This is a genomic window from Lysobacter yananisis (genome assembly GCF_031199375.1).
Lineage (GTDB): Bacteria > Pseudomonadota > Gammaproteobacteria > Xanthomonadales > Xanthomonadaceae > Lysobacter > Lysobacter yananisis.
The window spans coordinates 1,033,661-1,055,374 of sequence record NZ_CP133568.1; the positions used below are offsets into that span (position 1 = coordinate 1,033,661).

28 protein-coding genes are annotated in these 21,714 nt (G+C 64.8%); 16 read left to right on the top strand and 12 right to left on the bottom strand.

What is annotated here, in order from left to right:
• Positions 1-74 precede the first annotated feature (74 nt).
• Positions 75-500, bottom strand: a complete 426-nt coding sequence (locus RDV84_RS04385; protein ID WP_057946002.1) for a hypothetical protein — start codon at positions 498-500, stop codon at positions 75-77.
• Positions 501-607: 107 nt separating this feature from the next.
• Between RDV84_RS04385 and RDV84_RS04390 the strand changes: the two genes are divergently transcribed.
• Entirely contained in the window at positions 608-871 is a 264-nt protein-coding gene (locus RDV84_RS04390) for a hypothetical protein (protein WP_139381874.1), read from the top strand.
• Positions 872-955: 84 nt separating this feature from the next.
• Positions 956-1,267 (top strand): YegP family protein, encoded by a 312-nt coding sequence (locus RDV84_RS25830; protein WP_425606313.1) that lies wholly within the window; start codon positions 956-958, stop codon positions 1,265-1,267.
• On the opposite strand, the gene RDV84_RS04395 is transcribed toward RDV84_RS25830, so the two are convergent.
• Complete coding sequence (locus tag RDV84_RS04395) at positions 1,243-2,067, bottom strand: hypothetical protein (RefSeq protein ID WP_309152604.1); 825 nt, start codon at positions 2,065-2,067, stop codon at positions 1,243-1,245. The two genes, RDV84_RS25830 and RDV84_RS04395, sit on opposite strands and share 25 nt — an antisense overlap.
• 665 nt (positions 2,068-2,732) lie before the next feature.
• Here RDV84_RS04395 and RDV84_RS04400 point away from each other — a divergent pair.
• Entirely contained in the window at positions 2,733-3,023 is a 291-nt protein-coding gene (locus tag RDV84_RS04400) for a hypothetical protein (protein WP_309152605.1), read from the top strand.
• Positions 3,024-3,233: 210 nt separating this feature from the next.
• Here the strand turns inward: RDV84_RS04400 and RDV84_RS04405 are convergent, their stop codons facing one another.
• The 5 genes from RDV84_RS04405 to RDV84_RS04425 form a co-directional block, all read right to left on the bottom strand.
• Entirely contained in the window at positions 3,234-3,611 is a 378-nt protein-coding gene (locus RDV84_RS04405; RefSeq protein WP_309152606.1) for an EF-hand domain-containing protein, read from the bottom strand.
• A gap of 72 nt (positions 3,612-3,683) precedes the next feature.
• Positions 3,684-4,043: a hypothetical protein gene (locus RDV84_RS04410; RefSeq protein ID WP_309152607.1), complete on the bottom strand. Its 360-nt coding sequence runs from the start codon at positions 4,041-4,043 to the stop codon at positions 3,684-3,686.
• Between the two features lie 382 nt (positions 4,044-4,425).
• Positions 4,426-5,019, bottom strand: a complete 594-nt coding sequence (locus tag RDV84_RS04415) for a GNAT family N-acetyltransferase (RefSeq protein WP_309152608.1) — start codon at positions 5,017-5,019, stop codon at positions 4,426-4,428.
• A gap of 341 nt (positions 5,020-5,360) precedes the next feature.
• Positions 5,361-6,137 carry a hypothetical protein gene (locus RDV84_RS04420; protein WP_309152609.1) on the bottom strand — a complete coding sequence of 259 codons (777 nt, stop codon included), beginning with the start codon at positions 6,135-6,137 and terminating at the stop codon, positions 5,361-5,363.
• A 293-nt stretch (positions 6,138-6,430) separates the two neighbouring features.
• Positions 6,431-7,447 (bottom strand): SDR family oxidoreductase, encoded by a 1,017-nt coding sequence (locus RDV84_RS04425; RefSeq protein ID WP_309153680.1) that lies wholly within the window; start codon positions 7,445-7,447, stop codon positions 6,431-6,433.
• Between the two features lie 169 nt (positions 7,448-7,616).
• Between RDV84_RS04425 and RDV84_RS04430 the strand changes: the two genes are divergently transcribed.
• A complete protein-coding gene (locus RDV84_RS04430) occupies positions 7,617-8,174 on the top strand; it encodes a cysteine hydrolase family protein (RefSeq protein WP_250447581.1) in 558 nt (185 codons plus the stop codon).
• A 161-nt stretch (positions 8,175-8,335) separates the two neighbouring features.
• Here the strand turns inward: RDV84_RS04430 and RDV84_RS04435 are convergent, their stop codons facing one another.
• Positions 8,336-8,719 carry a hypothetical protein gene (locus RDV84_RS04435; RefSeq protein WP_309153780.1) on the bottom strand — a complete coding sequence of 128 codons (384 nt, stop codon included), beginning with the start codon at positions 8,717-8,719 and terminating at the stop codon, positions 8,336-8,338.
• Here RDV84_RS04435 and RDV84_RS04440 point away from each other — a divergent pair.
• A complete protein-coding gene (locus tag RDV84_RS04440) occupies positions 8,651-8,935 on the top strand; it encodes a DUF3892 domain-containing protein (RefSeq protein WP_309153681.1) in 285 nt (94 codons plus the stop codon). The two genes, RDV84_RS04435 and RDV84_RS04440, sit on opposite strands and share 69 nt — an antisense overlap.
• Before the next feature lie 495 nt (positions 8,936-9,430).
• Here the strand turns inward: RDV84_RS04440 and RDV84_RS04445 are convergent, their stop codons facing one another.
• Positions 9,431-10,252, bottom strand: coding sequence for a universal stress protein (locus tag RDV84_RS04445; protein ID WP_309152610.1), 822 nt, complete (start codon positions 10,250-10,252; stop codon positions 9,431-9,433).
• A 157-nt stretch (positions 10,253-10,409) separates the two neighbouring features.
• Between RDV84_RS04445 and RDV84_RS04450 the strand changes: the two genes are divergently transcribed.
• Positions 10,410-10,952, top strand: coding sequence for a GNAT family N-acetyltransferase (locus RDV84_RS04450; RefSeq protein ID WP_309152611.1), 543 nt, complete (start codon positions 10,410-10,412; stop codon positions 10,950-10,952).
• Between the two features lie 42 nt (positions 10,953-10,994).
• Positions 10,995-11,366: a low affinity iron permease family protein gene (locus RDV84_RS04455; RefSeq protein WP_057948708.1), complete on the top strand. Its 372-nt coding sequence runs from the start codon at positions 10,995-10,997 to the stop codon at positions 11,364-11,366.
• Between the two features lie 4 nt (positions 11,367-11,370).
• Here RDV84_RS04455 and RDV84_RS04460 read toward each other — a convergent pair whose 3' ends face one another.
• The 3 genes from RDV84_RS04460 to RDV84_RS04470 all read right to left on the bottom strand — a co-directional run bounded on the left by RDV84_RS04460 (position 11,371) and on the right by RDV84_RS04470 (position 14,794).
• Positions 11,371-12,615: an MgtC/SapB family protein gene (locus tag RDV84_RS04460; RefSeq protein ID WP_309152612.1), complete on the bottom strand. Its 1,245-nt coding sequence runs from the start codon at positions 12,613-12,615 to the stop codon at positions 11,371-11,373.
• A gap of 9 nt (positions 12,616-12,624) precedes the next feature.
• Entirely contained in the window at positions 12,625-13,656 is a 1,032-nt protein-coding gene (locus RDV84_RS04465; protein WP_250447616.1) for a zinc-dependent alcohol dehydrogenase, read from the bottom strand.
• Positions 13,657-13,957: 301 nt separating this feature from the next.
• On the bottom strand, positions 13,958-14,794 hold the full coding sequence (locus RDV84_RS04470) for a universal stress protein (protein WP_309152613.1): 837 nt from the start codon (positions 14,792-14,794) through the stop codon (positions 13,958-13,960).
• A 180-nt stretch (positions 14,795-14,974) separates the two neighbouring features.
• On the opposite strand from RDV84_RS04470, the gene RDV84_RS04475 reads away from it, so the two are divergent.
• The 9 genes from RDV84_RS04475 (at position 14,975) to chrA (ending at position 21,477) form a co-directional block, all read left to right on the top strand.
• Positions 14,975-15,625, top strand: a complete 651-nt coding sequence (locus tag RDV84_RS04475; RefSeq protein ID WP_175429286.1) for a BON domain-containing protein — start codon at positions 14,975-14,977, stop codon at positions 15,623-15,625.
• A 39-nt stretch (positions 15,626-15,664) separates the two neighbouring features.
• Entirely contained in the window at positions 15,665-16,087 is a 423-nt protein-coding gene (locus RDV84_RS04480; protein ID WP_309152614.1) for a universal stress protein, read from the top strand.
• Between the two features lie 607 nt (positions 16,088-16,694).
• Entirely contained in the window at positions 16,695-17,024 is a 330-nt protein-coding gene (locus RDV84_RS04485) for an ArsR/SmtB family transcription factor (RefSeq protein WP_309153682.1), read from the top strand.
• A 54-nt stretch (positions 17,025-17,078) separates the two neighbouring features.
• Positions 17,079-17,534: an arsenic resistance N-acetyltransferase ArsN2 gene (arsN2, locus tag RDV84_RS04490; protein WP_309152615.1), complete on the top strand. Its 456-nt coding sequence runs from the start codon at positions 17,079-17,081 to the stop codon at positions 17,532-17,534.
• Entirely contained in the window at positions 17,531-18,025 is a 495-nt protein-coding gene (locus tag RDV84_RS04495) for an arsenate reductase ArsC (RefSeq protein WP_309152616.1), read from the top strand. Before arsN2 ends, RDV84_RS04495 begins: the two co-directional genes overlap by 4 nt.
• 58 nt (positions 18,026-18,083) lie before the next feature.
• The gene (arsB, locus tag RDV84_RS04500) at positions 18,084-19,115 is read left to right on the top strand and encodes an ACR3 family arsenite efflux transporter (protein ID WP_138885577.1); all 1,032 of its coding nucleotides are present in this window, start codon (positions 18,084-18,086) and stop codon (positions 19,113-19,115) included.
• 16 nt (positions 19,116-19,131) lie between these two features.
• Positions 19,132-19,554: an arsenate reductase (glutaredoxin) gene (arsC, locus tag RDV84_RS04505; protein ID WP_309152617.1), complete on the top strand. Its 423-nt coding sequence runs from the start codon at positions 19,132-19,134 to the stop codon at positions 19,552-19,554.
• Positions 19,547-20,269, top strand: a complete 723-nt coding sequence (gene arsH, locus RDV84_RS04510) for an arsenical resistance protein ArsH (protein ID WP_309152618.1) — start codon at positions 19,547-19,549, stop codon at positions 20,267-20,269. Before arsC ends, arsH begins: the two co-directional genes overlap by 8 nt.
• Positions 20,270-20,274: 5 nt before the next feature.
• On the top strand, positions 20,275-21,477 hold the full coding sequence (gene chrA / locus RDV84_RS04515) for a chromate efflux transporter (RefSeq protein ID WP_309153683.1): 1,203 nt from the start codon (positions 20,275-20,277) through the stop codon (positions 21,475-21,477).
• The last annotated feature ends 237 nt before the right edge of the window (positions 21,478-21,714 follow it).

Sequence of the window (21,714 nt, forward strand, 5' to 3'; positions counted from 1 at the left end):
TCCATCGCGGCAGCCATAGGAATTCATGAGCGATCGGGCCGCTCCCAACTCGGTGGGGAACGGGATGGAGGCAGTCAGCCCACGTACGCGTACCACTGGATGACGAAGCTGGTGTCGTTGTAATCCATGTCGCCACCGTCTTCGGTCACGTACAAGGTGCCCCCGCCGAATACGGAGCCATTGATGAAGAACTGGACCGGATTGCCCGCCGAGACCAGCGGAACTTTCGACCCGCTGCTGCCGAACTGGACCTGCAACCCGGCCGCCATGGTGAACCTGCCGGCGCCGTTCTGGAGGAAGCCGACGTTGACGCCGCTGCCCGAGATCGGAAACGTCGCCTGACTGCCGTCCAGGCAATAGAAACTGATCGGCCGGTTGTTGGCGTCGATGATCTGGACGTATTGCGTGTACTCCGCCTGGTGCATCGCCGTGAACGTCACCAGCTTGCCGGTGGGGATGTAGGCCAGGGACTGCGGGGCCGACCATTGGATGCCTGCCACGATGGAATCTCCTTAGTATTGATGGGCTTCCGAACTGGGTGAGGCGCCGTTGCAGCCGTCACCGGCGGTCATGCCGATAGCTGCGCGGAAACGGCGTCGCATGACACATGCTCACCGGAGCGGTGCCGTCGAGCGGTTTGTGGATCACGAAAGTTTTCTTCCACCGGTCCGCGCACGACCTCGCCGTGCGTGGCGGTGCAGGACTATTGCGAGGACTCCCCGAATGGGCGCTGCCGTTTTTGGCGATGGGCCGCCTGCGCGATTCAACGCAAGCGCCGTCGCTTCAGGCGAAAGCATCTGCGTCTTGGCTCATCGCCTGCTACTACGCTGTCGAGCGCACGCGGCGGCCAACTTTTTTGATCGGTGCTTGATTGCGCTCACAAAATTCGGCGTTTATTTCGCGCCGACGGGAATTCACCCGCAAAATCATCCATAACCAGCGGGTGTGAAGTTCCGTGAGTGAAACAATCGAATCGGCGCTGACGCTCAGCAGAGGTAGTCGATTTGCGTTGGCGACAGGCAACCACGAGACCGATCTCGCTGGCGAACGCTACAACACGAAGGGCGGCGTCGAGGACGGCATCCAATCGGTGCGGCATCTGATCGGTAACGCGAGCCCGAAGCGATCGGGGTGGCCGCGAGTCCGCCGACAGGCGAGAGGCGTTCCGCGGCCACCGACGAAGGCCGACCGTTTCCTTCGCACGCCCGCGCCGGCGCAGTGCGAAACTCCGGGGCAATTCGACTACTTGCCTCGCGTCGGCCCTTGATTGGAGTGCCCGTCGGGACTTTGCAGCATGGTTTGCTCGGTCACGGTATCGGCGCCGCGTCCAGCGAGCGTCTGCGCTGAGTTCAACGCCAGGTTCACGCCCAGCGCCACCTGCGAGAAGGCGTTCTGCGCACCCTGCTGGGTGATGTCGTAGCCGCCGTTGATCGCCGTGGTCAGCTGGGCCTGCGCGCCGCGGATCGCGTCGATCGGCGTGCGGTTGGTCGCATGGACGCCGACCGAGTTGTGAGCGTCGGCCGATTGCAGGTGACCGGACCAGCTTTCAGCGATTCCCGCGCGCTTGCCGTCGTCGGGCAGAGTCCAGTACTTCGCGCCTTTCTCCACGAAGGTCTGATCGGCATGGATGGCGTTGCGCAGGTCCTTGTGCTGGCAATTCTCGTAGGCTTCGATTCCCTTGCCGCTCAAGGACAGAAAACTGTGCGGGTTGGCGAGCAGCGTCTTGAGATCGCGCTGAATGTCCTCCGGCAGTTTGCTCGCCGTCTGCGAGGACGTCGCGGCCTGCTCCTTCTGCGGCGGCTGCGGCGGCTCTATCCCCGCTTTTTCCAGCATCGCTCCGTTGCGGTTGAAATCCCGATAGGCCTGCGTGCGCAGGTCATATCGGCGCTCATCGCTCATCGCGGACGCGGCGGTGATCCTCGACAAGGTGTTGTAGGCCTCCACTTTGTCGCTACGATTGCTGTAGTGGCCAGCGCTCAACGCATCGTTCGAGCCCATGTAGTCCTTTATTCCCGAGAGCGTGATCTTCTCCGGACTCGCATCCGTCGACTGATGCGAATACGTCAACAAACGCTGATCCAAAGTCAGCCGTCCCGTACTTCCGCCCTGCCCCATGCCTACCTCCAAACGTGATCGCGAGTGAATTCGCGCAGTTCGCGCGAAGCATCACCGACTAACGCTCAAGCGACTTGGCTACGGCCAGAATCGGGCTCCGCGCCCATCGAATCGTGACGACAGTCACGATGCGGCATTGTGTCGATACACCCACACCAGTGTTCCGCAGCGGACCGTACGCGCAAGGGATCGCGCGGCGTGAAGGGTTTTTTGTAGTACAGCCGCCCGGGTCATCCAGGGGGCCGTGAAGCTTCTGCATTTGGCCCGGATCCGGCTCCAGCCATGTTCAATTCGGCTGACCGCCTGCTCTGTCGCCCGCGAATGCGACTTGGGCGAGCGTGCCGTTCCTGCTTCGCGGACTGGCCGTCGCCGCTGGCCAGCGCGCGCTCATCTCTTGACGCGAAGCCGGGTGCGGGCAGACGCGCTGAGGCCAATTTTCCAACAGGGCCGTTTCGTAAACGACGTCTAAATACTCGATGACAAGCAAGGTCGCCTGCAATGTGTATCGCAGCTTGTCGCACCTACAATCCACGCGCTTTCCGCCCCAATGCAGACGCAAGCCTCCCAGATGGGGGGACTCGCGACTTCATACCCACTCCCACGAGCGAATATTAGAAATGAACAAGGCTTTACTGATCGCAGGCTTCTTCTGTGCATTCTTCGCGACCAACGCCTCGGCATCCAGCAACGACGCATGGGCCGAGTTCCGCAAGGACGTCGACAAGGCCTGCCGCGTCTTGCTCGGGCCGCAGCCGGAAAGTGCGCAGGTAACCGTCATAGTCGACCCCTTCGGCACCGAGAGTTACGGCGCCGCGCTGGTGACCGTCAGCGCCGGAAAGCAGAAGAGCCAGAGGATCTGCATCTACGACAAGAAAACCAATAAGGCGGAGCTGACGAGCGCGCCTTGATTCAAACGCCCTACCTGGCAGCGGCCTGGTCTCAGGCCGCTGCCGCATGAATGCGATCGCTCCCCGCCTGACCTTTAGAGTCGGCAAACGACGAAAACGCCGATCAAGAGCCTGTATCGCGGGCCGACCGCATGTACGGTGAGTGCTTGCAAGGGCCGCGCGTCTAGTTGCCTTCGCAGGAGATGCCTGCACCCATTCAAACCCTGCCGATCACTTCTTCGAAGCGTCGGCAGTCTGCGCCGCGACCATGGCCTGCTGCATTTCCTTCAGCGAAAGGAACCCATCGCGGTCGCTATCCAGGCCATCGAAGTACTTCGCGATCTCCGGCACGATGGCGGCTTCCTTCTTGCTGACCTTCCCGTCGCCGTCCTTGTCCATCTCCTTGAAAGCGGCATCGACGGATTCGGCCTGCTGGTTGAAGCGAGAGTTCTGGAACTTCGCGTACTCGTTCTTGTCGACGCGGCCATCTTTGTTCGCATCCATGGCGGAGAACGTCGCGTCGATGTACGCCTGCTTCGGATCGGAAGGCGCGGCATTGGCGACCGCGGCGACCGTGGAAAGAGCGACCAGAACGATTGCATTTTTCATTTTCTGTGTATTCCTTTGATTGGAGCGGCGAATGGTGGATCGCAGCGTGCCGTCATACGGCATACCTCCGATTCACTCGCAGCGATAGGTGTAGCCATCCGCCGCCCGATAGGTATCGTTCGCGCGGTTGTAGTTCCCATAGCGACTGATGCAATAGTCCGCGCGCGAACGGTTCTCCTTGTCGCGCTTGGCTGCGGCAGCGATAACGGTCGCCAGCACTGCCGCTCCGACAACGCCTGCCACGACGCCGTTGGCCTGCGCCTCTTCCCGACGTTTGCGCTCCCTGTCTCGCTGGCGCCAGTCTTCGCGCGGATAGTCATAGCGGTCGCGATTCCAATCGCGGCGATCGCCGTCGTCCCATTGCGCGCGGGCGATGCCCGGGTACGGCGCGAGAATGAACAGATGAGCCGCCACGCCCAGCAGCAGCGCCATTCGCCCAGCCTTTAGAAACATGATCGTTGCTCCTTGAGTAGAGTCTGCCAACCCGGGGAAGTAGGCACGAGCAAGCTTGCGCCAACCTGGAGCGTCGACGGCTTCATTGGCGACTGTTGTCGATCATTCATGGAAGCGATGCGGCAGCGCTGGGCGATGCGCCTTGTGCTCTCTGCGAACCGACAACGGGCCACAGACCAACATCGCGAAACCCGGCGTCGCCAAAGAGTGATCGCCCGTCATGAGGTTTCCGAAATTTTCGGGGCGCTCACTGGAAGCCGCGGTATGTTCCATGCGCCCATGCGCCTGACGCGACGACACCTTGCACGGATGATTGGGCGGCTTCGGCGCAGTCGGCAGCTAAGCGCGCCAGCCGGCCCTCTTAACGGCGAGGTCTGCGAAGCATCGGCGTGACGGGCGGCGCCGCGCCGACCTGGATTTCGCGCAACGGCTCGAAACCGTAGTGCTGATAGAACGGGATATTCCGCGGTCTCGATGCCTCAAGGTACGCCAACGCTCGATCCTGGTCGCAGCGGGCCAGGGCATGACGCATCAACGCCGCTCCAATGCCCTTGCCTTGCGCATGCGGGTCGACGCCGATTTGCGGCAAATACCAATGAGCTTCTCGAGGATGCGCCTGTCCCATCTTCTCGAACGTCGCGAGCAGGTCGTCGAGGTGCTCGCGCTTTGCCGTGTCGCGGAACATTTTTTCCAGGGTCTCGCCGTCGGGCTCAACTCCCGGAGGCAACCAGAGCGCGGTTCCGCAGAAGTCCCGGGATACGTAAGCTGTGCCGTGCTTGAAACAACTGCCCGCGAATTCGCGGGTGGCCAACGGCATGGTCTGGAGGTAGTCGTGTGCCGAAGGCCAAGCGAATCGCGCGGGCGGGTCTGCGACAAATGCAGCCACGATCGTCGCTACCGCGTGTGGCATCTCATCGAGAGTGGCGCTGCGTATATCGATTGATGGCTTGGTCATTTCGTCCTCCGATCGTAGCCATGCGACGTCTGAACCGTAATGACTGAAATCGACAAGCCGATTGTTGCCGACTCCCTATCCATGCGCACCTCGATCCCGCCTGACATTTGTAATGGATCGACTGCTGTACTCGCGCTTCACCGCTGTGGAGCAACCGCATGGTTCGCTTGGGCCCTGCATTCGCTGCCGCCCCGACAAGCCGTGCATGCGCCCCAACGCAGGCCAGCCATGAGCCCATGCAGAGACCACAAAGCGAGCAGGCCCAAGCGGTATGCCGCCTTGGGCCTGCTCAGTCATCCATCGCCCTCTTCCTGGACAAGGAAGGCGCTTAATAGTCGCTCTCAGCGACCGTCTTTGTCGGCGTCGCCGGGAAGAGCCCGCTCGACGCTGTGCCACGCATCCTTGGCCGCGGACTTGGCCTTGTCCCAGCCCAGCCGCGATTCGCCTTTGACGTTGTTCCAGCGCTCGCCGAGTTCGGACTCCAAACGATCGTCCCATTCGCGATCGGCGTACTGGTGCCGCGCCTGCGTGCCGAGGCGATACGCCGGGCGGTAGTCGCTGTATTGCGCGCCTTCGTCGCGGTACGGCGCTTGATCGAAACGGGACTCGTGGTACCGGTCCGTGGCCTCGTAGGTGCGGTAGGTGCGGTCGGCCCGGCCCCAGGAGTCCTGCACCGCCGCGCGCGCATCGCTCCATTCGAGCCTGGAGTCTCCTCGCGCCTTGGCCCATTCGCGCTCGAGCTCGACTTCGGTAGACGGGTCCCAGGAACGATCGCCCAGGTTCGAGCGCGCGGTCGCGCCATAAGCATAGGCCGGGCCGTAGTCCCGGTCGTAATCGTACTTGGGATCGTAATAAGGACGTCGGGTGTACTCGTCCCGCCAATAGCCGGCCTCTCCAGTGGGGTCGATCTTCTCGGCCACGCCCTTGCCGGCCGAAGCACCGGCGATCGCGCCGATGCCGCCACCGATCAGCATACCGATCGGGCCTCCCAGCGCACCCAGCACCATACCCGCGGCAGCGCCGCCTACGCCGCCCACCCCCACTCCGATCGGATGAGATCCCGGAGTGCCGGTGATGGGGTCGCGATTCAAATCGCGCGCTTCTTTGCTGCTCGTCATCGCTTTTCTCCAGGCGGATCCAAATTGTCCGCACGAGGCGAAGATTCGTCGAACGCTCATGTAGCGCGCGTCGCGACGGAGCGAAGGGTTCTTAACCTGGCGCGCTGCGACGCGAAGGTTTTCGTCACCTCGACGGACGCCGTCTCGCATCGAACCTGAAGTGTTCACCTGGAATGCCGAAGTGAAGCGGGTAGCGAACGAGCTGGAACATTCCGGCTCAGGCCATCGGACTACGCGGAGGGCTGCCTGAGCAATGGCATCCCGTCGACACGCCTTTGTTCGCGACCGCGTCGTTACCCATTCGGTCCTCCCATGACCGGCAAGACCAAGCCATTGATATACGACGACATCACCGCCGACGCGAGGAAGACATAGGCGGGCGAAATCTCCTCGGGCTGAGCCGGGCGTCCCATGTCGCTGTCGCGACCGAACTTGGCGATTTCTTCCGCCGAGCGGTCGGCAGGATTGAGCGGCGTCCATACCGGTCCTGGCGCGACGGCGTTGACTCGGATACCGCGAGGCAGCAATTGACTGGCCAGCGACTTGGTGAAGGCGTGGATCGCGCCCTTGGTGGCCGAGTAATCCAGTAAACGCGCGTTGCCGAAAAGGCCGGTTTCCGAACCGGTGTTGATGATGGCGCCGCCGCGCGGCAGGTGCGCCAAGGCGGCGCGCGCCATGTAAAAGTAGCCGGCGATGTTGGTCTGCAACGTTTCCTGCAGATGTGCGTCGGTGAGCTCCTCGAGGGTGTCGCTGTGCTCCTGGAACGCGGCGTTGTTGACCAGAATGTCGAGCCGGCCGAGGGCATCGACGACCTGCGCGACCGCATCCGCGCAGAACCGCGAATCGCGTACATCGCCGCTGATGGCCAGGCTCCGCCGGCCTTCGTCCTCAATGCAGGCGCGGGTGTCGTGTGCGTCCTGGTGCTCGCTCAGGTAGACGATCGCCACGTCCGCGCCTTCGCGCGCGTACAGCACCGCGACCGCGCGGCCGATGCCCGAGTCGCCGCCCGTCACCAGAGCGACCTTCCCATCGAGCTTGCCGCTGCCGCGATAGTCGCGCGCGAGGAATTCCGGCGCGGGCTTGAGCAGGTGCTCGTGGCCGGGCTTGGATTGATGCTGCTTGGGCAGCGGGTTTTCGGGATGTTGCCGAGGCCCGGCCTGGACCGGCGCCCGCTTGCCCGAGCTCGCCGCCTTCCTGGCGTCCTTGCGCTCCACGTCGGCCTGAATGGCCTGCTGCCGCTGCGAAGTGGCACTGGCCTGGACGAGGTGATCCGATGCACCGCCTTTGGAACGGGTAGGTTTCTTGGCCATCGTCAATTGCTCCCAATGGACAGGGCATCGAAAATAACGCCGTACTTCTTCCGATCGCGTGAATCCAGCGCCGTCGCCCCACTCTTCGCGGCGCGCTAACCTGTCCGGAGGCAGCTTTTCCAAAAGCTTGCTTTCGCCAACGCCCGAGCCGTCGCGGAATCGATGACCGATGACGAACGCCGCCCCGCCCCAGATCGCCCTGCTGATCGTCGACATGTTCAACTTCCTCGATTTCGCGGACGGACAGGCGCTGCTCAAGCAGGCGCTGCCGGCCGCGCGCCGGATCGCCGCGCTGAAGCGTCGCTTCCGCCGCGTCGGCGCGCCGGTGATCTACGCCAACGACAACTTCGGCCAGTGGCACGCCGATTTCCGCGAACTGGTCGCGGTCTGCCGCCACGAGTCTTGCCGCGGCGCGCCGATAGCGGACTTGCTGGCGCCGGAGGCGGACGACTTCTACGTGCTCAAGCCCAAACAGTCTGCCTTTCATTCCACGCCGCTGGCGGTGCTTCTTGAGCATTGCGGCTGCCGCGAAGTGGCCATCACCGGCATTTCGACCGATGTGTGCATCGCAGCCACCGCGATCGATGCGCACATGCGCGACCTGACGGTGCGGATACCCGCCGATTGCGTCGCCGCACCGAGCCGGCGCCGCACTGCGGTGGCCCTCGCGGTACTCAAGCAGTCGGTGCATGCGCGCTGCGCGCAGTCGCGTTCGCTGCATCCATGACAGGTTGCGCCGGCGGAGACTCGACTGCCGCGGCGCCGCCTTCGTAACGGGCCGCGACTCCTGGAATGGGCGACCGGTGAGTGACTATCGGCATTTCGACCGATGCGTGCATCTCATCCACCGCGCTCGCAAGCCGATCACCGAGCCACCGTACGCCCGCCTCACAGTTGCGAACGCAAGGGGCGGACCAAGGCCTCGCGGACGCGCTGATGCCAGGGCCGTTGCAGCCACGCGTCGCGCGTGTAACCGACGCTCCCACGGCCGAGGAAAAGCCCTGTGAGCGCGACACGCATTCGATCCGTCGGCGGCACGGCGATCGGGCCGGTCCACCGCGCCACCTGCCGTTGCGGCGCGGTGGAACTGGAGTTGCTGCTGCCGCACGGCATCGTCGATCCGCACCGTTCAGGCTCATGGCCGATAACCACATGCTGTGCCGTTGTCTGTATTGCCACACTTGGCACCGACAGGGGGACGAAATGACGGATGCTCAGATCAAGTGCATAAATAAACGCGAACATCACAATCCGCACGAACGTATCACCCACATAGGGGGATATCCCGCGGAGGGAGGCGGAAACTGGAAGTGGACGCTTGAGCACGCCATCGACGAAATAGAAGCCGGTCGTTGGAGGTTCTATGTCTCTGTTGGCGGCCAGAGTGTCTGGGTGATCGTAGCCATCCGTAATGGGCGAAAGTATCTGAAGACCCAGAACGACGGAGACGAGCCCAACAATCTCCTAAGCCTTCCAGAGTGTCCTTAATCTGGTCTCCGCCTACTGAATCGCCCATGGGTTTGTGGACGCTCTGGACGGGGCCACTCCACAGGCGCCAGCGTCTGTCCACGACCATTCGCGCCGACCCCGCCGACTGCGAGAGCTAGTGGGGGGGTTATTGAGGGTCAATGAGGGCCATTTGGAGTTAGTGGAGCGTGGGCAACCGGAATCCAACTCTCTTGATTACCCAGGGTTGCCTACGATCATCCACAGATATCTTAGATCATGATGGCCCGCCTCCGCAGCCCCCTACGGCAGACCCAGGCTACGACTGGCCAATGACCGCGCCCCGCCCCGGCTGACGCGTCAGGGTGGCACCGGGGCCGAGAGCCGGCCTAAGCAGGCGGACGCCGATCACCGAGGTCCCCTTGCTAGGACGGCCAAGACGCAGGGCCGAAAGCATTCAGGCACCGTACGACCTCAAAGCGACCAACAAGCTCTCGGCAGTCTAATATCGACTTCATTTAACGTACCAACAGGCAGTCAGCGGGAGAAGAAGACGGGCGCTGGCGAATTCGCCAAGAGACTCCGAGTTGCCCCACCAAACACCATTTCCATGACGCGCGGATGTCCGTAAGCTCCGGCCACGATCAGATCGGTGCGGCTCTCCGCAGCATAGACACGGATTGTTTGGCCTGCGTCGCCTCCAGATGAGCTGCGGCGAACGATCTGGGTTTCGACGCCGTGCCTTCGCAAGTGCGCGCAGATCAGCGCATCCTGGGCGTGTGCCTGGAAGCGACCGTCTTCGACCACCAAAATCTCCACCGCGCGCATGCGCTGCAGCCAAGGGATCGCGTCGTGGATCGCGCGCGTAGCCTCCCGGGTAGCGTTCCAAGCAATTAGCGCTCGCTCCATTGCAATCGCTCCCGAACCGGTCGGTAACGACAGGATCGGGCGGCCGCCGCTGGCGGCCAGTTCCCCGAACAAGCGGTGTGGGTGCAATGCGCCGGGCGGGTCGGCTTCGAGCAGGATTACGTCGGCCAAGCGTGCGTGCTCCATGCACATTTGCGCAGGGGTTGCCCACGACAGGGACGTTCGACAGATTTCGTATTCGATACCGGCTTCGCGCAGCCGGGCGTCGGCTGCTTCAGCCATCGCGCGCACGGTAGTCTCAGCGCATTCCTGCATCGTCAATCCTAAGCTGCCGGAAAAGTATTCCCAGGCCATCGGTTCGGGTTGCGCGTGGCTGACGCCGACCAGCACGGTCAAGCGGGCGTTCCACTGCTTGCACAAGGTGCGCGCGGCTTGTAGCGCGGGGTCCGGAATTCTTCCAGACATCATGGGCAGCAAAAGATCTTTGTACATCGGCGTCGCCTCAGTCGGACTCAGGCCGAACTTATTCTCGTCGCCCGGGCACTTTATTGACTTGGATCAGACCCATGCGTCGGCGGGCTTGATCCATGTCAATAACTGAGCGCCCAGAGGGATCAAGCTTCTTTCACCCTCCTTTCGAGAAGCAGTCATGAACGAGGTCCATGGCGTTGTTCCGACATCGATGCCGCAATGGAGCCAGACGCTTCGCGACGGCAGCCAGGTGCGTATCCGCCCCATTGCTTCGGCGGACCGAGAGAGCGAACGCGCTTTCATTGCAGGCCTGTCCGATGAGTCGCGACGCCACCGGTTCTTGGGACAGATAAGCGCGCCCAGCGAGCGGATGCTCGATTGCCTGGTGAATATCGACCCCATCCACGACGCGGCGCTGGTCGCTGTGACCTGCGAAGCCGATGCGGAGCGCATTGTCGGCGCGGCGCGCTTCAGCTCGGATCCGGACGCGGTCAACTGCGAATGCGCGGTGGTGGTCGCCGATCAGTGGCAAGGCCAAGGCCTGGGCACCGCCCTGATGCGGCACTTGATCGATATCGCGCGCGCTCGCGGGATCGAACGTATGTACTCGGTCGACATGGCCGAGAACGCCGACATGCGGGAACTGGCGATGTACCTCGGGTTTCGTGTCCGCGCCGAACCAGGCGACGCATCCCTGGTTGTGTACGAATTGCCACTTTAGCCGTCGCCGCATCGATCTCTAACGCGCAGTCGGAGCATTCCCATGTCCGTCGCCCACACTTTCGATCGCCTCGCCAAGTTGTCCTCGCGGTTCGCGGGACGTCCAGCGGCATTCAGTCTAGCGGCCCTCACGATCGCCGCCTGGTTGGCATCGGGCCCCCTATTCGGCTTTTCCGATACATGGCAACTGGTGATCAATACCGCCACAACCATCGTCACCTTCCTAATGGTGTTCTTAATCCAGAACACCCAGAGCCGGGATACCGAGGCGATCCAGATCAAGTTGGACGAACTCATCCGCGCGACCGAACAGGCCAACAACGCGCTCATGGACATCGAGGAGCTCGATGAGGAGAGCCTTGACGCATTCCGCCGCCGCTACGAAGAGCTCGCCGCACGCTCGCGCAAAAGCTAAGCCTTCAATGACTTGCCAAGACGGCGCCCAGGACGAACGCCACTTGCATCGCCGCCACGCCCACGGCGACTCGCCACGCGTAGTCGCGGCTGCCGCGCGTGACCGCGACTAGGCATTTCACCGCGCCGTTGACCGCGAACGCGCCGAGTAGTCCGTACTGAGCCGGACCGGCCGGGCCGCCCTGCGCGACCGTTTGCGCCGCAGCCGCCGCGGCTGCGTGCACGTCGGCCAGACCGGCCAGGGTCAGCACCCAAGGCAGGCTTTCTGCGCCGAGCCAAGCGCGCGCCAATGACGCGGCTATCAAAACCCCGGCCAGCAACGCCGACAGCCGCAGCGCTGACAAGGGATCGTACGGGCGCTCCGCCGCCGCCTCACCGGTACCGGCGTCGGGGGCAACCGCGCGCGCGGCCAGCCACGCGGCGGCCAGGGCACCCAGGCCGGCGCCGGCCAGCGCCGGTACCGCCCAGGCCAGAAGGGCGGGCGAAAACAGCCCCAGCACCAGGGCCAGTTGCAGCACGGTCGCGATGTTGGACATCAGCGCCGCACTCGCCGCCAAGGGCGCAAGCGATGGCTGAATGCGCGCGCGTTCCGCCATTGCCGCGACCGTGGCGGTGCTGGACACGAATCCCCCCGCCAGGCCGGCGATCGGCAGCCCCGCGCGCGCGCCGAGCACGCGCGTCGCCAGATAGCCAGCCGCGCTGACGATCATCACCCCGACCGCCAGTGTCCACAGCTGATGGGGGTTGATCGCGCCCCACGGATCGAGCGCCCGATCCGGCAACAGCGGTAGGACGATGAACGCGCATGCGGCCAACAGCAGCAGGCCACGCAGTTCCTCGTGACCGATCCAGTGGCGGCTGAAGCGGTGCAGGTGCTCACGCGCGGCCAGCAAGATCGCCAGTGCCACGCCGAGCGCGGCGGACACCGCAGCCTCGCGCATGGCTAGCGCGCCGATCAGGAACGTCAGCAGCCATGCCGCCTCGGTGGTCAGGCCGGGATCGCGCCGACGGGTGCCGAGGTAGCCGGCGACCACCAGCGCCCCCAGGGTCGCGCCGGCCACCAGCAAACCCACTTGACCCAGTTGCACCGCAGTGGCCCCGATCAACGCGCTCAGGGCGAAGCTGCGTATGCCCGCGAGTTGACGCGCGGAGCGGCCGCGATGGGCGCGCTCGCGCTCCAATCCGACCAGCAGGCCGACCGCGAGCGCCACCCCCAGGCCGACGAACGACGGCAGCGCGACCGGCGCCATGGCGCGGGCTCAGCCCCCCAGCTCTAGCACCGCGCGGCCTTCGATGCCGCCGGTCTGCAAGCGCCCGAGCACGGCATTGACCTCGCTCAGACGGAAGCGCTCGATGCTGGCTCTGACCTTGCCGTCGACCGCGAAGGCGACCGCTTCGGCCAGATCCTGGCGCCCACCGACGATGGAGCCGCGCAGGGTGATCCGCTTGAGCACGACATCGAAGATCGGAGAGGCAAACTCGCCCGGCGGTAGCCCGACCAAACTAACCGTGCCGCGCCTGCGCACCATGCGCAAGGCTTGCGAGAACGCCGGCGGCGCGATCGCGGTGACCAGCGCGCCGTGTACGCCGCCTCCGGTGATGTCTAGCACTGTCTGCACCGCGTCGGGCGCGGCGGCGTCAATCGCGGCTTCAGCGCCGAGCGAATGCGCCAGTTCGAGCTTAGCCGCACTCACATCAACGGCCAGCGTACGCAGGCCCATCGCCTGACCGTACTGCAGCGCCAAATGGCCTAGGCCTCCGATACCGGACACCAGCAACCACTGGCCCGGACGCGTGTCGGTCTCGCGAATGCCCTTGTAGCTGGTGACGCCGGCGCACAGGATCGGGGCGATCGCGGCGAAGTCGCAGTCGCGCGGCAGACGCGCGACGTAATCGGCGTGGGCCAGCGCATATTGAGCGAACGTGCCGTTGACGCTGTAGCCGCTATTGCGCTGGCGTTCGCACAGACTTTCCCAGCCTGCGATGCAGTGCTCGCAGCGACCGCAGGCATCGTGCAGCCAGGCGATGCCGACCGCATCGCCGACCCGCAGGTGTTCCACGCCCGGGCCGAGCGCAACCACAATGCCAGCACCTTCGTGGCCTGGGATAAACGGGAGCGATGGCTTGACCGGCCAATCGCCGCGCACTGCGTGCAAGTCGGTATGGCACACGCCGCTGGCGCGGATCTCCACCAGCACTTCGCCGCGTCCGGGCGTGGGCACGGGCAGTTCAGACAGGTGCAAAGGTGCGCCCAGCGTATAGGCAACGGCGGCTAGCATAGTGGCGGTCATGTCGGTCTCCGGCGCGGCGCGGAAGCACGTTCGAATCGATGGGAGTCGGTCCGGGCTTGGCGCTGGCGCCGCCACCAATCGCGGCAGCGTGCAAGCCATCGCCCACCACGACCCGGTTCGTGGGATGCGTTGGCCTGGGCCACGACAGGCGCCGGCGGGACGTCGAACAATGAAAACACCACGTCGTCTTCGATCCACCGCAATTGCCGGCGTAGCGCGAGTTCGGGCGATTCCTGTGGGCGATTAGGGCGGCAATGCGTCATGGCAAGGCTCCGGCGATGAAACAACGGTCGGTTCAATTTCAATGCGCGTACAACACCGGAAGGTCGGCGGCGATCAACAGCTCGCGCGTGGCGCCGCCCAGCGCCCATTCGCGTAGGCGCGAATGGCCGTAGCCACCGGCGATCACTAAGTGCGCTCCGTTGAGCCGTGCGAACTCCAACACACGGCAGGCGACGCTGTCCTCGCCCGCGGCGCGCGCGACCCACGAGGCATCCACGCCGTGGCGGCGTAGATGCTCCATCAGGCGCCGGCCGGACGGCTCGACGTCGACACCGCGGCCATCATCGATCGCCAGTACGTCCACTGACTTGGCCGTCGCCAGCAGGGGCAGCGCGTCGCGCACCGCGCGCGCCGCCTCGCGGGTAGGCTGCCAGGCGATCACGACGCGGCGCATGGGTACCACCGGGTCACACCGCGGCGGCACCACCAGCACCGGACAGCCGGATTCGAATAGCGCCGCGGCGAAGTACTCGCGCGGCGCCGCCGCCTCAAGAGTGTCGCCAATCGCACCGCCGAGCACGACCAGATCGCAGTCGAATGCCTCATGCGCAGCAACGCGTGGAGCGCTAAGGTGGAGAGCTTCGGTGACCCGAGCATCCCAACGGATGGTCTCGATCGACAAGCGCTCGCGCAACGCGGCCAGGCGGCTCTGCCCATGTTCGCGTAACTCGGTGTGCGATTGCACCGTGGCCAAGTCCGGCATCATGCCCCACGGATGCACCATTGGCGGCGGCAGGTCGACCATCTCCAGCACCTGCAGGTGCGCGCCATGCAGGGCGGCCAAGCGGGTGGCCACATACAGCGCATCGGCGTCGCCGTCGTGGCCGCTCAGCGGAAGCAGCAAGCTCTTGTACATGGGCGGGTTCTCCTGCGGTCGGTTCGAGCGCATTGCACGCCTGCGGGGGCCAGCCAGCATGATCTGGATCAATAAACGCGCTGATGAGGTACCTGCTGCCGTTCCCCGACTTGATCTGGATCAAGCCGCGATGCCCAACGTGGGCGCGCAATGGTCCCGAACCTCCCTGGGAGAACGACGGTGAACAGCGAGAAACTGCGTCGATACGTCATTCAAGAGATGAGCTTCGATCCGCGGGTGGATGCCAGTGGTATCGGCGTCCACGTGGAAGACCGCATCGTCCACCTCACCGGCCACGTGCACAGCCTGGCCGACAAGCATGCGCTGGTGGACGCCGCCGCGCGCGTCAAAGGCGTGCGCGGGGTAATCGTCGACGTTCAGGTACGCTGCGATAGCGCCGCCTGTGTCGAGGATGAAGTGCTGGCCAAGCGCGCGACGGACGTCTTGGCTTGGGATGCGACCTTGCCGCGCGACGCGATCAAGGTCACGGTCGAGCACGGTCGTTTGGCGCTGATCGGCGACGTGGATTGGCAGTATCAGCGCAGCCGGGTCGAACAGGATCTACGCCGGCTCGCCGGGGTGTCTGGAATCGATAACCGGATCGAGATCCGCAAGGTCGGCCGGCGTCAGGATATAGAGCGTGCAATCAAGGATGCAATGCGGCGCCGCGCCGACATGGACTCCGCGCGGATCCGCGTGGCCGTGGACGAGAGTGGTCAGGTCGTCTTAAAGGGCAAAGTCGCCGACTGGCGCGCACGCAATGCTGTGGAGGACGCGGCGTGGTTAACGGCGGGGGTTCGGTCGGTGGACAACCGCGTGCGGGTTCGCTGAAACCACATCCGCATTACTTTCATGAAACGGAGCACACAGATGAAAATCCTGGTCGCCGTGGATGGCAGCGACAACGCGCTGCGTGCCGTGCGCTACGCGGCAAAAATTTCCGCTCAATTCGACACGCCCCCGCCACTGCTGTTGCTGTATGCGGATCCGCCGCTGATGCGCAGCGTCGCGGTCAGCCTGGGCGCGAAGGAGGTCGAGCGCTATCACGCGGAGAACGCTCGTCACGCGCTGAGCAAGGCCAGGGCGGCACTCAAGCGGGCCAAGGTCGAGTTCGATGAGCGTTCCGCGGTGGGCGATCCGGCCGCGATCATCTCCAAGTTCGCGCGCAGCGAGCAGTGCGACATGGCGGTTATGGGCTCACATGGGCGTTCCGCGCTGAAGAGCTTGCTGCTAGGGTCGGTCACCAGCAAGGTCATTACCGCTGGCGTGCTCCCTGTGCTCGTGGTCCGCTGACCTTAGCCACCCAAGAGGCAGCGATACCTGACGGCGTTTGGCGTACATCGCATACTCCGTAGCGCGCCTCGCACTGGTGGTCCCGGAGCGAGTGTCAGGGGTTTCACCGCCCTGCGCATCGATGCGCGGGGCCTCGCGTCATGCTAGCCCACGCACGCTGCCGCAGGGCCGCTTTAACCACTGGCACGATTGCGGCATCACGCACGAGCGAGCTTCGATGCTATGCCGGCGCCCTGCGGGCCCTCCAGGCGCATTTCCAACTGGGCGCCGCCGGTGCCGTCGACATGGCAGCTGACATAGTTGGGTGCCTGCCGGTAGAGGCCGAAGCGGTCCTAGCCGCTGACCGTCGGGACGTCCGCGCCCTGCGCCCCCAGTGTCGCGCCGAGCGCCCCCTCGTCGACGAGCTCCGAGGGTGCCGACAGACGTGGCAAGTGCCACGGTTTCCAGGCCACCGCCGCCAGGATCACGGCGGCGAGGCCGAGTAGCGTCGCGGAAAGGCGCGAGGACGCAGCCATAGGGTTGAGCGGCGGCATTCGAACTCTATGCCCCGGCTCGCCAAACGATCATCTTCCTTGCGCAGACCTATTATTTTGATTATTGTTTGAATATGGAAATTAGATCCGCAGCCACCCTCCTCGCCGCCCTCGCCCAGGAAACCCGGCTTTCGGTGTTCCGCCTACTGGTCGAACAAGGTGACGACGGCCTGCCCGCTGGACAGATCGCCGAACGGTTGGACATCAGTCCGGCCACGCTGTCGTTCCATCTGAAGGAACTGACTCACGCCGGACTGACGCTGTCGCGGCAGGAAGGGCGTTTCGTCATTTATTCCGCCCACTACGAAGCAATGAACGGCCTACTGTCCTTCCTCACCGAGAACTGCTGTGCGGGTTCACCGTGCGACGCCACGGCGTCGGCCTGCGCTCCCTCTAAGCGATAAGGAGTCGCCGATGAACCGCTTGCGCGTACGCGTCTCCAGCCTGGGCTGCAGCGCGTGATCCCGATCCGACCCGCAACCGCGGCGGACCACCCAGCCCTGCGGGCGCTGCTCGCCGCCTCGTCGCTCCCGGTCGAAGACATCGCAGTCGACACGATCGATTTTCTCGTGGCCGAGCTGGATGGAGCGCTATTGGGTGTGGTTGCAGTGCAAGCCTGCGGCGACATCGGCTTGCTGCGCTCCCTGACCGTCGACGCGAACGGCCGCGGCCGCGGTCTGGGCCAAGCGCTGGTCGAGCGCGCGGAGGCGCATGCCCGCGCCCGCGGCCTGCTGCGCTTGGTCCTGCTGCGCTTGGTCCTGCTGACCGAAACCGCGGCGGCGTTCTTCTCGCGACGCGGCTACGTCCCGGCCGAGCGCGGCGACATGCCGGCGCAGATCCAGTCCACAGCGCAATTCCGTTCGCTGTGCCCCGCCACCGCCTCCTGCTGGAGCAAACACCTCGGCCCGCCATGAGCCCTCGTCCCTACAACCTCTTGTTCCTGTGCACCGGCAACAGCGCCCGCAGCATCCTCGCCGAAGGCCTGGTAACCCATCTTTCCAACGGACGCATCCAAGGCTACAGCGCCGGCAGCCAGCCCACCGGACGCGTGAATCCGCTCGCGCTCGAAACGCTGCGCAATTTCGGCTGCGCGACCGAAGGATTCTCGAGCAAGACTTGGGACGCGTTCGCCGGCGCCGACGCCCCGGCCATGGATTTCATCATCACCGTCTGCGACAACGCCGCGGGCGAAGCCTGCCCGCTGTGGCCGGGCAAGCCGGTGTCGGCGCACTGGGGTGTACCCGATCCGGCCAGCGTCGAAGGCAGTGAGGAGAGGCGGCGCAAGGCCTTTATGGATGCGGCGCTGACGCTCAAACGCCGCATCGAGCTGTTCTTGTCGCTGCCGTTGCACCACCTGGACGCAATGTCGCTGCAGCACGAACTGCGCGACATCGGCCATCGATAAGGAATCCCTCATGACCACGATCAGCGAAGCCACCGGCCATGCCTCGCCCGCCCCGGCCATGAGCGGCTTCGAGCGGTACCTGAGCGTGTGGGTCGCCCTGTGCATCGTCGTCGGCATCGCCGCCGGCCAGCTCGCACCGGCGATGTTCCAGGCCATAGGCCGACTGGAAATCGCCAGGGTCAATCTCCCAGTGGGCGCTTTGATCTGGGTGATGATCGTGCCCATGCTGCTCAAGGTGGATTTCGCTGCATTGGGCCAGGTGCGCCAGCACTGGCGAGGAATGGGCATCACGCTGTTCGTCAATTGGGCGGTGAAGCCGTTTTCGATGGCGCTGCTGGCGTGGATCTTCATCCGCCACCTCTTCGCCGGCTGGCTGCCGGCCGGCCAACTCGATAGCTACATCGCCGGGCTGATCCTCCTGGCCGCGGCCCCGTGCACGGCGATGGTCTTCGTCTGGAGTCGGCTCACCGGCGGCGACCCGATGTTCACGCTGTCACAGGTGGCGCTCAACGACACCATCATGGTGATCGCCTTTGCGCCCATCGTCGGCCTGCTGCTGGGCCTTTCGTCGATCACGGTACCGTGGGACACGCTGCTGACCTCGGTCCTGCTCTACATCGTCGTCCCGGTGATCTTCGCACAGCTCTGGCGGCGGGCGCTGTTGCGCCGAGGCCAGGCTGCCTTCGACCGGGCGCTGGCACGCATCGGTCCGCTGTCCATTGCGGCGCTGTTGCTGACGCTGGTCTTGCTGTTCGCGTTCCAGGGCGAAGCGATCCTTCGACAGCCGCTGGTGATCGCCCTGCTGGCGGTGCCGATCCTGATCCAGGTGCTCTTCAATTCCGGCCTGGCCTACTGGCTCAATCGTCAAGCCGGCGAACAGCACAGTGTCGCCGGCCCTTCGGCATTGATCGGCGCAAGCAATTTCTTCGAACTGGCCGTGGCCGCGGCCATCAGCCTGTTCGGCTTCCACTCCGGCGCAGCCTTGGCCACCGTGGTCGGCGTACTGATCGAAGTGCCGGTCATGCTGCTGGTGGTGCGCGTGGTCAACCGATCGCGCGGCTGGTACGACCGCCGCCGCTCCGCAACCTAACCGGACTTCGGCACTTATGAGCGACATCACCATCTACCACAATCCCGACTGCGGGACCTCGCGCAATGCCCTGGGGTTGATCCGCAACAGTGGCGACGAGCCGACCATCGTCGAGTACCTGAAAACGCCACCCGACCGCGGCACGCTGGAAGCCCTGGTCGCTGCGATGGGCATTCCGGTGCGAGCGGTTCTGCGCGAGAAAGGCACGCCTTATCTCGAACTCGGCCTGGACGATCGGACATGGAGCGACGAGCAACTGATCGACGCCATGCTCCAGCATCCCATCCTCATCAACCGCCCCATCGTGGTCACGCCGTTGGGCACGCGCTTGTGCCGGCCGTCGGAAGCCGTGCTCGATATCCTGCCGCAACCGCAGCGCGGCGCGTTCAATAAGGAAGACGGCGAGGCCGTGGTGAACGCGGAGGGCCGTCGTGTCTGAGGCGCGCATCGATCTGCCGAACATCGACGCCACGCTGTTTCCACAGCCGGATCTCGAACGCCTGTTCTCGCTTGTACGCGCCATCCATGCGCCGCGCTTCCTGCTGCTCTACGGCTCGTTGCGCGAACGCTCCTACAGCCGCCTAGTGGCCGAGGAAGCAGCCCGCATCCTGCGCGCGCTCGGCGGCGAAACACGGATGTTCAATCCCTCGGGCTTGCCGCTCGTAGACGATGCGCCCAGCGATCACCCTAAGGTCCAAGAACTGCACGAACTCGTGCAATGGGCCGAGGGCATGGTGTGGAGTTCGCCGGAACGCCACGGCGCCATGACCGGCCTGATGAAGACGCAGATCGATTGGATTCCGCTGTCGGTCGGGGCGGTACGACCGACTCAGGGCAAGACGCTCGCGGTGATGCAGGTCTGCGGTGGTTCCCAATCCTTCAATGCGGTCAACCAGATGCGCTTGCTGGGGCGTTGGATGCGGATGCTGACGATCCCCAACCAGTCTTCGGTGGCGAAGGCCTATCAAGAGTTCGATGACGCCGGGCGAATGAAACCGTCGCCCTACTACGACCGCATCGTGGACGTAATGGAAGAGCTGGTGAAGTTCACCTTGCTCACACGCGAATCGGCCCCCTATCTCGTGGACCGGTATAGCGAGCGCAAGGAGAGCGCCGAGGCACTGGCCCGGCGCATGCAACAAGGGGCTATTTGACGTTGGTGGAAGATTCCCACAAGCACGACAGCGCATGGCGCGTATTCCAGGTGTTCCTGCGGCTAGGGCTGACCTCGTTCGGCGGGCCTATCGCGCACCTGGGCTACTTTCGCACGGAGTTCGTTGAGCGTCGGCGCTGGTTGGATGAGGCTCAATTTGCGCAACTGCTCGCGGTATGCCAGTTCCTGCCGGGTCCGGCGAGCAGCCAGATGGGCTTCGCCATCGGCTTGTTCCGTGCCGGCTGGGCCGGCGCGCTGGCGGCCTTTCTCGCCTTCACCCTCCCGTCCGCACTGCTGATGTTCGGCTTCGCCACGCTGACGCCGCATTTCGACCAGGGCATGGGTCGGGCGGCGGTCCACGGCCTGAAGCTGGTCGCCGTGGTCGTGGTCGCGCACGGCCTGATCGGCATGGTGCGGCACCTGACGCCCGACGTGCCGAGAGCGCTGCTGGCGGCCGGTGCAGTGGCGCTGATCGTGCTGACGGGCAGCGCTTGGGCACAACTGGCCGCGATTGCGCTAGGAGGGGTGCTGGGGCCGTGGCTGTGCCGGCACGTGATCGCCCCGACAACGGCGGTGTTTCCCGTGCGCTATGGCTATGGCGCGGCAGGCGTGGCCCTGGCGACGTTCACGGCCGGGTTGATGGGGGCCTTGCTGCTTCCTGCCGACCACGGCCCAACGGCTCCCGGCGTGGCGGCGGCGTTTTATCGAGCAGGCGCCTTGGTGTTCGGAGGCGGCCACGTCGTATTGCCGTTGCTGCAACAATCGCTGGTCGACACCCACTGGGTCGCCTCCGAGCGATTTCTGACCGGCTACGGTGCCGCGCAGGCGGTGCCGGGGCCCATGTTCTCGCTGTCGGCCTTTCTTGGTGCGCAAATCCCGGTGGGACTTCCGACGCCGGTGGCAGCCGCCATTGCGCTGCTGTCTCTGTTTCTTCCGGGGTTTCTGCTGCTTCTGGCCGTGCTGCCCCTGTGGGCCCGCCTGGCGCGGCGCCCCTGGGCCGCACGCGCCATGGCCGGCGTAAATGCGGTGGTCGTGGGCCTGCTGGCGGCCGCACTCTACGATCCGCTCTGGACACAGGGCGTGCGAGGCCCCGTAGATATCGCCATCGCAGCGATCGGGCTGACGTTAATGGCCACGGCTCGATGCTCGGGGTTGTGGATTGTGGTGGGGTGTGTCGTCGCAACGACGATGGCGAGCCTGCTCGGCTAGCCGGCTGCGCCGCACACTCGCCTGCGGTCCCGCGGCCTGAACCCGCGCTGCGCCGCGCGATGTTCGTACTCCCCTACCACGCGGCGTGGGTGCGTGGATCGGCGATCGCGCGGTGCCGGCCCCGGGTTGCGCGGCGCGGGCGCCGCCGGCGCCTGTGCGCGGAGTCTGACGTTATGTCCGCCCACGCCCCCCCCGAGACCATGCTTGCCTGCGGCCAGAGCCGGGCGTAGCGTCTCC

What these genes read in the sequence shown, in the direction of transcription:
- RDV84_RS04390 (WP_139381874.1), top strand. Translation starts at nt 608, where the DNA reads ATGCTCACCGGAGCGGTGCCGTCGAGCGGTTTGTGGATCACGAAAGTT.
- RDV84_RS04400 (WP_309152605.1), top strand. Translation starts at nt 2,733, where the DNA reads ATGAACAAGGCTTTACTGATCGCAGGCTTCTTCTGTGCATTCTTCGCG.
- RDV84_RS04405 (WP_309152606.1), bottom strand. Translation starts at nt 3,611, where the DNA reads ATGAAAAATGCAATCGTTCTGGTCGCTCTTTCCACGGTCGCCGCGGTC.
- RDV84_RS04410 (WP_309152607.1), bottom strand. Translation starts at nt 4,043, where the DNA reads ATGGCGCTGCTGCTGGGCGTGGCGGCTCATCTGTTCATTCTCGCGCCG.
- RDV84_RS04415 (WP_309152608.1), bottom strand. Translation starts at nt 5,019, where the DNA reads ATGACCAAGCCATCAATCGATATACGCAGCGCCACTCTCGATGAGATG.
- RDV84_RS04420 (WP_309152609.1), bottom strand. Translation starts at nt 6,137, where the DNA reads ATGACGAGCAGCAAAGAAGCGCGCGATTTGAATCGCGACCCCATCACC.
- RDV84_RS04425 (WP_309153680.1), bottom strand. Translation starts at nt 7,447, where the DNA reads ATGGCCAAGAAACCTACCCGTTCCAAAGGCGGTGCATCGGATCACCTC.
- RDV84_RS04430 (WP_250447581.1), top strand. Translation starts at nt 7,617, where the DNA reads ATGACGAACGCCGCCCCGCCCCAGATCGCCCTGCTGATCGTCGACATG.
- RDV84_RS04440 (WP_309153681.1), top strand. Translation starts at nt 8,651, where the DNA reads ATGACGGATGCTCAGATCAAGTGCATAAATAAACGCGAACATCACAAT.
- RDV84_RS04445 (WP_309152610.1), bottom strand. Translation starts at nt 10,252, where the DNA reads ATGTACAAAGATCTTTTGCTGCCCATGATGTCTGGAAGAATTCCGGAC.
- RDV84_RS04450 (WP_309152611.1), top strand. Translation starts at nt 10,410, where the DNA reads ATGAACGAGGTCCATGGCGTTGTTCCGACATCGATGCCGCAATGGAGC.
- RDV84_RS04455 (WP_057948708.1), top strand. Translation starts at nt 10,995, where the DNA reads ATGTCCGTCGCCCACACTTTCGATCGCCTCGCCAAGTTGTCCTCGCGG.
- RDV84_RS04460 (WP_309152612.1), bottom strand. Translation starts at nt 12,615, where the DNA reads ATGGCGCCGGTCGCGCTGCCGTCGTTCGTCGGCCTGGGGGTGGCGCTC.
- RDV84_RS04465 (WP_250447616.1), bottom strand. Translation starts at nt 13,656, where the DNA reads ATGACCGCCACTATGCTAGCCGCCGTTGCCTATACGCTGGGCGCACCT.
- RDV84_RS04470 (WP_309152613.1), bottom strand. Translation starts at nt 14,794, where the DNA reads ATGTACAAGAGCTTGCTGCTTCCGCTGAGCGGCCACGACGGCGACGCC.
- RDV84_RS04480 (WP_309152614.1), top strand. Translation starts at nt 15,665, where the DNA reads ATGAAAATCCTGGTCGCCGTGGATGGCAGCGACAACGCGCTGCGTGCC.
- RDV84_RS04485 (WP_309153682.1), top strand. Translation starts at nt 16,695, where the DNA reads ATGGAAATTAGATCCGCAGCCACCCTCCTCGCCGCCCTCGCCCAGGAA.
- RDV84_RS04495 (WP_309152616.1), top strand. Translation starts at nt 17,531, where the DNA reads ATGAGCCCTCGTCCCTACAACCTCTTGTTCCTGTGCACCGGCAACAGC.
- arsB (WP_138885577.1), top strand. Translation starts at nt 18,084, where the DNA reads ATGAGCGGCTTCGAGCGGTACCTGAGCGTGTGGGTCGCCCTGTGCATC.
- arsC (WP_309152617.1), top strand. Translation starts at nt 19,132, where the DNA reads ATGAGCGACATCACCATCTACCACAATCCCGACTGCGGGACCTCGCGC.